The sequence below is a fragment of the Sagittula sp. NFXS13 genome, assembly GCF_040148795.1.
Classification (GTDB): domain Bacteria; phylum Pseudomonadota; class Alphaproteobacteria; order Rhodobacterales; family Rhodobacteraceae; genus Sagittula; species Sagittula marina.
This window is the reverse complement of sequence record NZ_JAGEMH010000002.1, coordinates 183,777-195,789: the sequence shown is the minus strand read 5'-3', so window position 1 is coordinate 195,789 and position 12,013 is coordinate 183,777. Positions and strand designations below refer to the sequence as shown.

13 protein-coding genes are annotated in these 12,013 nt (G+C 64.5%); 7 read left to right on the top strand and 6 right to left on the bottom strand.

Translation table 11 applies throughout. From position 1 onward, the window contains the following. Positions 1–17: 17 nt before the first annotated feature. Together J4E08_RS05280 and J4E08_RS05275 are read right to left on the bottom strand one after the other, a co-directional pair. Entirely contained in the window at positions 18–2,183 is a 2,166-nt protein-coding gene (locus J4E08_RS05280) for an esterase-like activity of phytase family protein (RefSeq protein ID WP_502949251.1), read from the bottom strand. 118 nt (positions 2,184–2,301) lie between these two features. Beyond that, positions 2,302–3,102: a hormone-sensitive lipase gene (locus J4E08_RS05275; RefSeq protein ID WP_349537596.1), complete on the bottom strand. Its 801-nt coding sequence runs from the start codon at positions 3,100–3,102 to the stop codon at positions 2,302–2,304. A 64-nt stretch (positions 3,103–3,166) separates the two neighbouring features. Between J4E08_RS05275 and J4E08_RS05270 the strand changes: the two genes are divergently transcribed. The 4 genes from J4E08_RS05270 (at position 3,167) to J4E08_RS05255 (ending at position 7,287) form a co-directional block, all read left to right on the top strand. Next, positions 3,167–4,639 (top strand): NAD-dependent succinate-semialdehyde dehydrogenase, encoded by a 1,473-nt coding sequence (locus J4E08_RS05270; protein ID WP_349537595.1) that lies wholly within the window; start codon positions 3,167–3,169, stop codon positions 4,637–4,639. Continuing rightward, the gene (locus tag J4E08_RS05265) at positions 4,624–5,004 is read left to right on the top strand and encodes a hypothetical protein (RefSeq protein WP_349537594.1); all 381 of its coding nucleotides are present in this window, start codon (positions 4,624–4,626) and stop codon (positions 5,002–5,004) included. The genes J4E08_RS05270 and J4E08_RS05265 overlap by 16 nt, the downstream gene beginning before the upstream one ends. Beyond that, positions 4,997–5,908, top strand: coding sequence for a hypothetical protein (locus tag J4E08_RS05260; RefSeq protein ID WP_349537593.1), 912 nt, complete (start codon positions 4,997–4,999; stop codon positions 5,906–5,908). The genes J4E08_RS05265 and J4E08_RS05260 overlap by 8 nt, the downstream gene beginning before the upstream one ends. A gap of 173 nt (positions 5,909–6,081) precedes the next feature. Next, positions 6,082–7,287 (top strand): M24 family metallopeptidase, encoded by a 1,206-nt coding sequence (locus tag J4E08_RS05255; RefSeq protein WP_349537592.1) that lies wholly within the window; start codon positions 6,082–6,084, stop codon positions 7,285–7,287. A gap of 50 nt (positions 7,288–7,337) precedes the next feature. Here J4E08_RS05255 and J4E08_RS05250 read toward each other — a convergent pair whose 3' ends face one another. Continuing rightward, positions 7,338–7,892 carry a hypothetical protein gene (locus tag J4E08_RS05250; protein WP_349537591.1) on the bottom strand — a complete coding sequence of 185 codons (555 nt, stop codon included), beginning with the start codon at positions 7,890–7,892 and terminating at the stop codon, positions 7,338–7,340. Positions 7,893–7,989: 97 nt separating this feature from the next. Here J4E08_RS05250 and J4E08_RS05245 point away from each other — a divergent pair, with 97 nt between their 5' ends. The 3 genes from J4E08_RS05245 to J4E08_RS05235 all read left to right on the top strand — a co-directional run bounded on the left by J4E08_RS05245 (position 7,990) and on the right by J4E08_RS05235 (position 9,320). Then, positions 7,990–8,313 carry a hypothetical protein gene (locus tag J4E08_RS05245; RefSeq protein ID WP_349537590.1) on the top strand — a complete coding sequence of 108 codons (324 nt, stop codon included), beginning with the start codon at positions 7,990–7,992 and terminating at the stop codon, positions 8,311–8,313. Positions 8,314–8,424: 111 nt separating this feature from the next. Then, positions 8,425–8,691 (top strand): hypothetical protein, encoded by a 267-nt coding sequence (locus J4E08_RS05240; RefSeq protein WP_183962499.1) that lies wholly within the window; start codon positions 8,425–8,427, stop codon positions 8,689–8,691. Between the two features lie 17 nt (positions 8,692–8,708). Further along, positions 8,709–9,320: a DUF1523 family protein gene (locus tag J4E08_RS05235; RefSeq protein ID WP_183962498.1), complete on the top strand. Its 612-nt coding sequence runs from the start codon at positions 8,709–8,711 to the stop codon at positions 9,318–9,320. A 36-nt stretch (positions 9,321–9,356) separates the two neighbouring features. Here J4E08_RS05235 and J4E08_RS05230 read toward each other — a convergent pair whose 3' ends face one another. From J4E08_RS05230 to J4E08_RS05220, 3 genes are read right to left on the bottom strand one after another with little or no spacing between them, the layout of a single operon-like run. Continuing rightward, positions 9,357–10,340 carry a nuclear transport factor 2 family protein gene (locus tag J4E08_RS05230; protein WP_349537589.1) on the bottom strand — a complete coding sequence of 328 codons (984 nt, stop codon included), beginning with the start codon at positions 10,338–10,340 and terminating at the stop codon, positions 9,357–9,359. Between the two features lie 11 nt (positions 10,341–10,351). Beyond that, positions 10,352–11,209 carry a dimethyl sulfoxide reductase anchor subunit family protein gene (locus tag J4E08_RS05225; RefSeq protein ID WP_349537588.1) on the bottom strand — a complete coding sequence of 286 codons (858 nt, stop codon included), beginning with the start codon at positions 11,207–11,209 and terminating at the stop codon, positions 10,352–10,354. Positions 11,210–11,257: 48 nt separating this feature from the next. Then, a complete protein-coding gene (locus J4E08_RS05220) occupies positions 11,258–12,007 on the bottom strand; it encodes a 4Fe-4S dicluster domain-containing protein (protein WP_349537587.1) in 750 nt (249 codons plus the stop codon). Positions 12,008–12,013: the final 6 nt, after the last annotated feature.

The following is a 12,013-nucleotide window of genomic DNA, read 5'->3' as shown; positions in this document are numbered from 1 at the left end:
TCAGATGATGACCCGGATCAGTAAGCCTGCGTCTCGGTCTCGACCTTCCAGAAAAACGTCTCGCCAGAGCTGTCGTCCACACCGTCGTTGTCGGTCGACGCCCAGATGGATCCGTCCTCGAAGATCGCCAGACCTTCGACCTTGTCGACCACGTAGCCGCCTTGTGCCTGCAACGCGGGGATCAGGTCTGCGACCTTTTCCTTGGTCACCACCGGCAGGTCGCTGCCCAGCGCGGCGGGGACCATCTCGGCGGCGGGGATGCGGTAGATCTTCTTGGTCACCGCCGCTTCGCCGATCTGGTTGTCACGCTCGATGACATAGACATGATCGCCATGCGCGGTGATCTCGGACAAGCCGACCCATCCGGTGTCCGGCGTTGCCTTGGGGTACAGAACCGCGCCCCACTCCCCGGTCTCGGGGGTGTAGGAGACCAGCTTCACATGGTCCTTGGGGTCGTCCGCCCACTCACGCTGCACAGCCATCCAAAGCGTGCCATCCATCAGGGTAACGCCTTCAAACCCAAAGCGTTTTTCGACTGCCATCAGTTCAGCCGGCAGGCCCACTTCATCCTCGATCACGCCGTCGGCGTTCACGTGGTACAGTGCATGCGGGATCACCCGGTCGGTGCGCCCCTCAGAGGCCAGCCAAAAGCCGCCTTCGCCGTCCAGCGTGATGCCTTCGAGGTCGAGCTTCTGCGCTGCGTCGCCATTGGCGCGGGTCACACGGATCACGTCGGTGATGCGGGCCGGTGTCTGCGTCGTGTCGATCTTGAAGATCGACGGCTGGTAGCCGTAGAAGCTGTCGTTCACCGCCCAGACCACGCCGTCCGCATCCGCCACCATGCCAGAGATCGCGCCCCAGCCGATCAGCTCGTCCGCGCCCTCGGAGGTCAGCTGCGGATAGGCCGCAGGCGCCTGCTGGTATTCGTAGATCATGACGTGGCTGCGCACGCCGCCGTCTTCGATCAGGTCGCCTTCGTTGGCGGAGACCAGCAGGTTGCGATCCGGCAGGGCCACGAAGCCTTCGGGCGCGATGCCCGATGGCAGCAGCTGTGTCAGAACCGGGTTCGCCAGATCGGTGACGTCATAAACACCCACCACAGAGCCGCGCTCCGACCCGATGAACGCCATGGGCGTGCCGTTGAAGGTGCCGACCTCGACCGACTCCGGCTCCACGCCCTTCGCGTCAGAGCGTTTGTCCGGGTAGTGGCCGATCTGGATCAGCGCATGTTCAAACGTGTTGCCCGCCTCGTAGACGAGGGTGCCATCCTTGTTGAACACCGACCAGGACCGCGAACCGCCGTCCATGTCGCCCTCGTTCGCGATGGCAAAGTGATCGTCGTCCAGCCACTTCACCGCGTCGGGTTCGCGCTTGCGTCCCTCCTGCGTCTTGTCAAAGTCGAGCGAGCCGCGCTCGTCGATGGTGTCGATCTCCGTCAGGTCCACGGCCCCGGCGGGGAAGTGGTTCAGCACCTCGCCCTCGGCAGAGACGACAACCATGTGGTTGTTCTCCTGCAGCGTGACGACGATCTCGCCCAGGCTGTTTATGTCGACGAATTCCGGCTCGGGATCTTCGGGGGAGATCTCTGCCAGACCGGTCATCTCGATGGTGTTCAGCGTGTCGCAGTCCAGCCCGCCGTCGGACAGGCCAACGGTCACGAGGAACCCTGCGGGCAGCTGGCCTGTGCGACCGTCACCCAGATCCTCGTCGCGCTCGTTCTCGATTGCCACGGCGGCGAAGGTCCCATCCTTGGCTACGGCGACGCTGTCGGGCTGACCGCCAAGATCACACTGGCCGACCATCTCGCCGGTCTCGATGTTCACGGCGCCCAGGTAGCCCGACGGATCGGTGTAGCTTTCCGAGGTGTTCACCCCGACGATGGCAAAGTCACCGGCCACGGCAACCGAGGTCGGCTCGCCGCCAAGGTCGATATTGCCCAGCGGCTGCGGGTTGGCGGGCTCTGTAATGTCGATACGGCCCAGAACGCCCAGCGGGCTGTCGGTGTAGACCAGTGTCATCCCATCCGCAGTGGCGGCGATGATCTCGGACGAGGTTTCGCGCTGCGTGTCTTCGCCCTCGGCCATGTTCTTCCACGTGGGAAAGGCCGCGATGCGGTTGAAGTTCATCTCGGCTTGGTCTTGGGCTGCGACGGAGCCGGCCACCAGCGCGAGGGCGCTGGTCATGTAAAGCGTGCGGATCACTGGGTGTCCCCCTGTTATCATCTATCCGCGACGCTCTGCGCGCGGGGTGTAACAGCCGCATGTCAATTGGATGAAGGTTCTGCAGTATCCCCAGCCCGACCTAGGCCAGCCCCAGCAACGCCTCCACCAAGGCGCTGTAAGGCTCCGAGAGGGGTTCAATCACGTTGAAATGGTGATGCTCGGGCGAAATTGTCAGCTGACAATTCCATGCTGTCGACATCCATTTTGCCTGATCGAGAAAGGCGGGGCGTTCCTCTGCGCCGACCCAGACAGTGACCTTGGCCGACGGGCGCGGCAACAGTACGGGACTTTCGGACGTGGCCTCCGCCGGGTCGATGCGCAGCACCTCGTTCATGGCGGTCAGCATCAAGGGGCGCAGGTCGGAGAGCGGCGAGATCGGCATGACCCCCACCACCCGCGCGGCCACCTCATCGGGCAGCACGCCCGGCACCGCGATGCGCGCCACCAGATGCCCGCCTGCCGAATGGCCCACCAGACGGATCGGTCCTGCGACCTCGGCGCTGGCGGCCACCACGGCGCGGGCCACCTGCCGGGTGATCTCGACGATCCGCACATCCGGGCACAGATCATATGATGGCATCGCCACGGCCCACCCCCGCGCCCGCGCACCTTCGGCGAGGTCGGACCATGTCTTGCGATCAAACGCTTTCCAGTAGCCGCCGTGGACAAAGACGATCAGGCCCTTGGGCGTGCCCGATGGCAGGAACAGGTCAAGCTGCGCGCGCGCGCCATCGCCATAGGGCAGGTCCAGCCGCGCCAGCCCCTGCTCGGTCAGTTGGGCGCGGTACAGCCTGGCTGCGCGTGCCCATTCCTCAGGATAGGCTGCCGCGTTCGCGATATAGGCCCCGTTTTCATAGGCGTCGGAGAGGTCGTCTGTCATGACTTGGTCCTGTACTTTTACCGCCCTAGATGGTCAGGCTAAGGCATAATCGCGGAGTAACACCATGCTGGACCAAGCCACCGATCTCAAGAGCCTGCTGAGCGACCCGTCGCTCGTGGAGCCGCGCGCCTATGTGAACGGCGCATTCGTCGAGAGCGACAAGACATTCGACGTGACCAACCCGGCGCGGGGCGACGTCATCGCGCAGATGACCGACCTCGACCGGGATGACGTGGCGCGCGCTGTCGACGCCGCCTATACCGCGCAGAAGGACTGGGCCAAGTGGACCGGCAAGGAGCGCGCGCAGGTGATGCGCAAGTGGTTCGACCTGATGATGGAAAACCAGGAAGACCTCGCCATCATCATGACCGCCGAGCAGGGCAAACCACTGGCCGAGTCGCGCGGCGAGATCGCCTATGGCGCGGGCTTCATCGAGTTTTTCGGAGAAGAGGCCAAGCGCGTCTACGGCGAGACCATCCCCGGCCACCAGCGCGACAAGCGCATCATGGTGATGAAGCAGCCCATCGGTGTGGCGGCGTCCATCACGCCATGGAACTTCCCCACCGCGATGATCACCCGCAAGGCTGGCCCCGCACTGGCGGCGGGCTGTGCATTTGTCGGCCGTCCCGCGGCGGAAACACCGCTGAGCGCCACGGCGCTGGCCGTCCTGGCAGAGCGCGCAGGCATTCCCGCAGGCGTGTTCAACATCGTGACCTCGTCTTCGTCGTCCGAGGTCGGCAAGGAGTTCTGCGAGAACCCCAAGGTGCGCAAGCTGACCTTTACCGGTTCTACCGAAGTGGGGCGCATCCTGCTGAAACAGGCCGCCGATCAGGTGATGAAATGCTCGATGGAGCTGGGCGGCAACGCGCCGTTCATCGTGTTTGACGACGCCGACATCGACGCCGCCGTCGAAGGCGCGATCCAGTGCAAGTTCCGCAACAACGGTCAGACCTGCGTCTGCGCCAACCGCCTATACGTGCAAAGCGGCGTTTACGATGCCTTTGCCGAAAAGCTGCGCGAGGCGGTGTCCAAGATGAAGGTGGGCGATGGCCTTGAGGACGGCACCGATCTGGGACCGCTCATCAACAAGGGGGCCCTCAACAAGGTGCAGGAACACATTGCCGACGCCAAGGCGAAGGGCGGCACCGTGATCCTTGGCTCCGAGGATCACGAGTTGAACGGCGCGTTCTTTGGCCCGACCATCGTGACCGGCGCGACGCAGGACATGAAGTTCGCCACCGAGGAGACCTTTGGCCCGCTGGCCCCGCTGTTCAAGTTCGACGACGTGGATGACGTGATCGAGATGGCCAATGACACGATCTTTGGTCTGGCGAGCTACTTCTACGCCAAGGACCTGAGCCGCGTGTACAAAGTCGCCGAGGCGCTGGAATACGGCATCGTCGGCGTGAACACCGGCATCATCTCGACCGAGCTGGCGCCCTTTGGCGGCGTGAAGCAATCGGGTCTTGGCCGCGAAGGGTCGCACCACGGGATCGAGGATTACCTGGAGATGAAATACGTGTGCCTCAGCGTATAAGCTCCGAGCGCTTCGACCTTCTGGCGGAGGACGAAGCGCTTTCCCTCGATCTGCCCGCGGCCTTTGCCGCCGCGCATTCCGGCGACGGCGCGCCCTGGCTCATGGCGGCGCAGGCGGACGAACTCGCGCGCTATGCGTTGAAACGCGGTGAGGGGATCTGCCTGATGGAGGCTGCGGCGCGCACACTCAAGGAGCCGCCCAGCGATGTGGGGTGGGAGATCCTGGGGGATGATCCGCAAGGCTACAACTGGGGGGATCACCGCGACCCCATGCTGGCCTACCGTGTCTTTCTGGCCAAGCTGAAGAAGGCGCGGCTGGACGGGGTGCAATTGCTGTACAAACTCTGGTTCGAGACCGGTGCCTGACAGGATCGCGTGGCTGCACCTGTATCCCGACCTGATTGCGCGGGTGCAGACCGGCAAGGCCCGGTTCCTTTGCATCCTGATCGAGGTGCTGCGCGCCCGAGGCTGGCAGGTGGAGCTGCGGCCCGACACGCCCGGTGAACTGGCCGAGGCGGTGACGCGCCCCGGGTATAGCCTTGTGCGCATGATTTCCCCGCCGACCGCGCGCGGGCTGACGTTTCGCCGGGCCTACCTCGCGCCCTTCTGGAACATCGAACGCTGCGCGGAACGTTGGGATTGGCCCGTGGCGCAGGCGACTTTCGACCCGGCGCAGGTCAATCCGCGCAAAGCCGCGCGGCTCATGGGCAACCTGCGGCACAGGCACTTTCCTGACGTGGTGACAGAGCTTGGGGGGTATGTGCTAATGCCACTGCAAGGCCGCCTGCTGGAGCAGCGCAGCTTTCAGACCATGTCGCCCATCGCGATGATCGACACCGTTCTGGAGCATGATTCAAGACCGATCCGCGCGACATTGCATCCCCGCGAAGTGTATTCCGAGGCTGAAATGACAGCTTTGGACGCGCTGACCCGGCGGTTTCCGCGCCTGACGGTCAGCCTTGGCGGGTCAGAGGCGCTGCTGCCAGGTTGCGATTATGTGGCGACGCAGAACTCCGCCGTGGCGGTCAAAGGCTACATGCTGGGCAAACCTGCCGTAATGTTCGGACAAAGCGACGTGGCCCATATCGCCGCGCGGGTGCATGACCTTGGCGCGGCGGAGGCCTTGCGGCAGGTGCAGGACATGGCGCCGGATTTCGCGGCCTACCTGTGGTGGCGGCTGCGCGATCACGCCATCGACGACAGCCGCCCCGATGCGGACGCGCGCATTGCGAAGGCGCTTTGCGCCGGGGGCTGGCCCGTGGAGGCGTAACCTCGCCTTTTTGTGGGCAGAAAAGGCTTGCCAGCGGGGGGCGGAATCACGCAACACTGTGGCGTCGGTGATGGCGTCACCGGCCCTGTCTCAATCCAGTCCTGTACGCCCGGACCTTCGTTTGCCAGTGCGGCAGGGGGAGGCACCCCCGCGCTGCCGACAGGAGAGACCTCATGACAGATCGTCCCCAGTTCTACCGCTTCCATCAAGGCGACCGCACCCTTCCGTTTTCCGCCGACGAGTACGAGGCGCGGCTGACCGGGCTGCGCACCATCATGGCAGAGCACGGGGTGGAGGCCTGCGTTTTCACCTCCATGCACAACATCGCCTATTACTCCGGCTTTTTGTACTGCGCGTTCGGGCGGCCCTATGGGCTGGTTGTGACGCCGACCCAAAGCGTCACCATCAGCGCAGGCATCGACGCGGCCCAGCCCTGGCGGCGCAGCCATGGCGACAGCATCACCTACACCGATTGGGAACGGAACAATTACTGGCGCGCGATCCTGTCGGTGACCGGCGCGGGCCGCGTGATCGGCTATGAAGGCGACCACCTGACGCTGGTGCAAAAGGCGCTGATGGACAGCTTCCTCGAGCCCTCCGAGGTCAAGGACATCGCCCCCACCACCATGCGTCAGCGGATGATGAAATCCCCCGCCGAGATCGACCTGATCCGGGCCGGGGCCGCTGTGGCGGATGTGGGCGGCTATGCCATCCGCGACGCGATCCGCGAAGGCGTGCGTGAAATCGACGTGGCCATGGCGGGCCGTGACGCGATGGAGCTGGAGATTGCCAAGCGCTATCCGGACGCCGAATACCGTGACACATGGGTCTGGTTCCAGTCCGGCATCAACACCGACGGCGCCCACAACCCGGTGACATCGCGCAAGCTGGAGCGCGGCGACATCCTGTCGCTGAACTGCTTTCCGATGATTTCAGGCTATTACACGGCATTGGAGCGCACTTTGTTCGTGGGCGAGGTGGACGACGCCAGCCTGAAGATCTGGGAGGCCAATGTCGCCGCGCATGAGCTGGGGATTTCCCTGCTGAAAACGGGCGCAAGCTGTTCCGGTGTGACCGAGCAGATCAATGCCTTCTTTGCCGAGCGGGACCTGCTGCAATATCGCACCTTTGGCTATGGCCACAGCTTTGGCGTGCTGTCGCATTACTACGGGCGCGAAGCGGGTCTGGAATTGCGAGAGGACATCGACACGGTGCTGGAACCGGGCATGGTGATCTCGATGGAGCCGATGCTGACGATCCCCGAAGGGCAGCCCGGCGCAGGTGGCTATCGCGAGCACGATATTCTGGTCATCACCGAGGACGGCAATGAGAACATCACCGGCTACCCCTATGGACCGGAGGGCAACGTCGTCGGCTAAGGCGACGCGGTGTAGGTCGGGAATCGCCCCGGCCTACGTTTGCCTTTCGATCACTGACCAAAGGACGCCATGGCGCCGAAATCCACCTTGTCCAACAGGGTGCGCGCGACCTCCGTATCGCCTTCGGCCTGAACGAGGATGCGATTGCCCACCAGCGCCATCATCTGCCCGTCCTGCGTGGCAAAGCGCTGGCGGCCGATGCGCTCCGTCTTCATGCCCATGGCCCCGGCGTTGGCAATCATGGCGGACATGCTGGCCACCATCGGATTGTCCGCCATCAGCGTGATCTTGACCGAGCGGTCGTCGCCTCGGTAGGTCGCCTCCGCCCCGACGCCGCCGCCCATCATGGCAAGCCCCTGCCCCATCTCGGTGTTGACCTCGCGCGTCCAGCCCTCCGGGGCCTCCGGCAGATAGGCCCCCAGAGAGGCTGTCTTCTGCTCCAGCAATTTGGCGCGGGCCATGTCCAGATCGTCGAGCGCGAACTGAATGTCACCGGCGGCGTAGGCCTCCTGCGCGGATGTGAGCAGGTCGGATACCTCGTCCGCGGCGGCGGCGCTTGTCAGGGACATCGCCAAAGCGGCGCTCATCATAAGTGTACGGGTCATGAAATTCTCCTCCTGTGAAATGACGACAGCGTGAAGCGGACCGGTCCACCGCGCAAGGTGATTGAAACCTGACCTTTGGGGCGGCACAGTCGTTGCCATGATCACAGGCTTGCTGCTCCCCACGCTTATCCTTGTCGCGCTGACCTTTGCCGTCGCCCGGATGGTGGAGCGGTTCATGCCAGAGACCCTCCCCGGCCTCGCCTTTCAGGCCGTGATTTCGGCGCTGCTGTTGTGGGTGCTGTCGAGCCTGCTGTTCGCCATCCTCTACACGCTGGAGGCGCCGGGCGCCGTGTGGCTGATCCAGACCGGCGGATGGCGACATTTCATGATGCTGGGCGCGCAGGCGGCACTGGTCTGGGGGCCGGTGCTGGCGCTGGTGGTGAGCACTGCGCCGCGTCGTTGGACAACCGCAGTCTGGTAGAGCCTTGCGCGGTCTCGCAACGCCCCATTGCCGAGCCATATGCGCGCCTTGCGGCGCTTTGTCGTTGATTTTCCGGCGCGGGCGTATCAGGCAGGGGACAGGGGGACGGACATGCTGGCCTTTGTGCGGTTTTTCTTCATCGCTTTCCTGTTTGCCACAGTGCTCTATATCGCTTTGTGGTTCAGCTTTCGCATGCGACGTCGGCGGTTGATCCTGATGGACTGGAAAACCGACCATTCCGACCGCAAACTGAAGACCTTTCTCGCCGAGGAAACCGCCCGATATGACCGCATCCGCCACCTTAGCCTGATTGCCGTTCTCTACGTGTTGCCCTTCGTCACGGTGACCGTCATCATCTACCTGACGAATTTCCACTGAAAGGCTCCGCCGCTGCCATGAGATATGTAAAATGGTTCATCATCGCGATCTTCTGGCTGCTGGTGGCCGCGTTCCTGCATTACACGCTGCCCCAGACCGATATCGCGCGGATCACGGACACCTATGAAAAGCGTGTCGACCCCGGCGAAAACAGCTGGTTCTGGGCGCAGGCGGATGTGGGCACGGATGGCACCGTGCCGACGCGGGACGTGTTCTTTATCCAGACCCGCCGCGAGAACGGCGACATCATGGTCTACCGCAACGAGGACACCGGCTGGGGCTGGCCGCCCTACTTCAAGTTCGACACCTCGAACCTGCAGGCCGAAGCCTCTGACATGCGCTCCACGGCCGACAATCCGCGCTGGGTGGCGATCCGGCATTACGGCTGGCGCAACGAATTCCTGACGGTGTTCCCCAACGCGGTGAGCCTGCGCGAGGTCGAGGACCCGAATGAATTCATCGTGCCGTGGGTCTCGATCATCGTGCTGGTGCTGCTGGCGGCGCTGTTCTGGGCAATCTGGGCGCGGTGGAAGCGATTCTGGGCGCGCCGCGTCGATCCGGCCCTGACCGAGGCAGGCGACCGCGTGGCCATCGGCTCCAGCCGCTTGCGCGACAAGTTCCGCAAATGAGGGCGGGCGGGGCCAGGCCCCGCGCCCGCTGAGCGATCAGACCGACCCGGTGGCCAGAAGGATCTGTTTCCACACCGCTGCCGGGTCGAACAACGTCCAGTCGCGGTAGATGCCGCGCGGACCAAAGGCCACCTGCGTGATCCCCATCACCAACAGCGGCGCGCCGGTGGGCGCGCCGAACAGGCCAAAGCCATCGTGGCGCCCCTCCAGCACCCAACGCACACTGGCGCGCGGGCTTTCGGGCTTTTCCTCGACGCCGATCACATGCTGCACGGTGAACTGCGCCGTGGGCAGCGAGGCGCGCAGCGCGGTCCAGAACCGCTCTGCCTCCGTGTGGCCGATCACGGTTTCGCCGCCGGGATAGGCCAGCTCTGCCGCGCGATCATATTGCCGGCCAATGACCGACACCTCTCCGGCCATGATGCGGCGCAGCGTATCGCTGAGAACCTGCCCCCAGCTGTCCTCGTTGCCGGTTGCGCTGTGGCGCGGCGGCAGGTCAGTTTCCGACGTCAGGGGCAGGACGCAATCCTCTGGCCCGCCCTCGGCCTTGATGCTGGCGCGGGCCCAGCCCTCCGGCGTGTGGCCCAGCGCCTTGAGGATCGCGGCCCGGTCGGTCACGCGCCAGACCTCTGCCACCTCATCCCCGCGGCACCAGCTGTCGGTCAGCATCCGGTAGCCCAAGGGCGCACCCGTGGGCGCGCCATAGAGGCCCGGCCCGTCATGGGTCGCGCTGACGTAGTGACGTTCTGCTGCGGTGAAGGATTTGTAGCCCGACTGTGCCCAGATCATATCCTCGGGGAGAACGTCCATATCAGGGAAGGCCGCAAGCCGCGCATGTGCCTCTGCCAGAATCGCATCACGCCCCCGCAGCAGCCCTTCGGGTGTGCGCAGCACCGCGTCCTCGGCATAGAGGCGGCGGATGCGGTCAAGACGTCGGTCCCCCCAGATGTCTTGCGTCACAGCGCTCATGAAATGTGGCGCATCGCGCCAGCCTTCTTCAAATCCCGGCAGGAAGGACATAACGCGGCTCCTCAGATCTTGCCGTAATACAGGCCCATGACGTGTTTTGCCTCAGCAAAGAACAACCAACGGGCTGTCATAGCCCCTGCCACATGCGACACCACTGCAACAAGGGCAAAGAGGTGGTTGACCGGCAGCAGCAGGATCGCCGTTGGCACGATCGCCCCAAGCAGCAGCGCAATGAGGCGTAATTTTTCAGCGTGTTTGCGCGCCACGGTAAAGGCCATTTCCCGCGTCAGATACGTGTCGCCGGTGTGCGGTGCCTCGAAGGCGCGCGGGGCGTGCAGGCCGGTGGCGGTGCTGAGCGTGCTTGTGGTGCCGCGTCTGTCCCCGGCCAGCCAGCAGCCCCCCTGGATCAGACCGGTGACGGGGATCAGCCACACCGCCAGATCGACCTTGCCCGCCATCAGCGCGCCGCCGCTCAGCGCGTAGGACAGAAACAGCACGGGCGTGGACCAGTGGTGCCAGCGCGGGACGGTCTTTAACTGCGTGTAGATCATCGCGGTGGAGCCCACGGTGATCAGCGCAAGTGCCGCGCCCGACCAGCCCAACGGCGCGACCCGTTGATCAAGGAACACCAGCGGCGCGGCATAGAGCGCGTTCACCGTCAGCGCCACGAGGGAGGCCCAGGCTTCGCGCGACAGCCAGCTGCTGCGCCATTGGGTGAAGGCCTTCAGTGCGCGGCTGGGCTGTCCAAGATGCAGGGCCGATGCGCCGAGGCCCGCGAGGCTCAGGGCATAGGCGATGACGTAGAACACGAAAGCGGCCCAGCCCGTGGGCGGCGTCGCATCGACGCCAAGCCAGAACAGCATGCCGAACCCCAGACCGGAGAGCGTGGTGAAAGCGATAAGTGACGGGGCTGGGTGCATCCTTGGTCCTTTGAGCGCAGGCGGGATTCGCGCTGCGGTGTGGCGGGGTCAGAGTTTCGAGAGCGTCCGGTCGATCCAGCCGAGAAAGCCGCGCGCGTCTTCGGCCACCGGGGCGAGGAAAGGCGCGAGCACATCGGTTTCCGCCTCCCATGTGTCCTTGGGACGCGGTGGAAGGTATTTGTTCACCGGCTTTGTGCCCTGTTCCGGCATCAGATCAAAGCCGCCGCGCTGCTCGACCAACGCCGAGATTGCGGAATTCGGGTCGGACAGGTCGCCAAAGTGCCGCGCGCCCGCAGGGCAGGTGCGCACGCAGGCGGGCACGCGGTCCTCCTCTGGCAGGTTTTCGTTGTAGATGCGGTCGACACAAAGGGTGCATTTCTTCATCACGCCTTCGGCGGCGTCCAGCTCACGCGCGCCATAGGGGCAGGCCCAGGCGCACAGGCCGCAACCGATGCAGTCGGATTCGTTGACCAGAACGATGCCGTCTTCGCTGCGTTTGTAGCTGGCTCCGGTGGGGCAGACGGTGACGCAGGGGGCGTCCTCGCAATGCAGGCAGCTTTTGGGGAAATGCACCAGCTGTGCCGGGCCATCGTCGGGCGTGACCTCGTAGCTGTGCACACGGTTGAGAAAGGTGCCGGAGGGGTCCGCGCCATAGGGGTCCTGATCCGACAGCGGCGCGCCGTAGTTCTGCGTGTTCCAGCCTTTGCAGGCCACCACGCAGGCATGACAACCAACGCAGGTGTCGAGGTCGATGACGAGACCGAGCCGCGTGTCGGTGTGGGTGGGAAGCGTGGTCATGGCTGG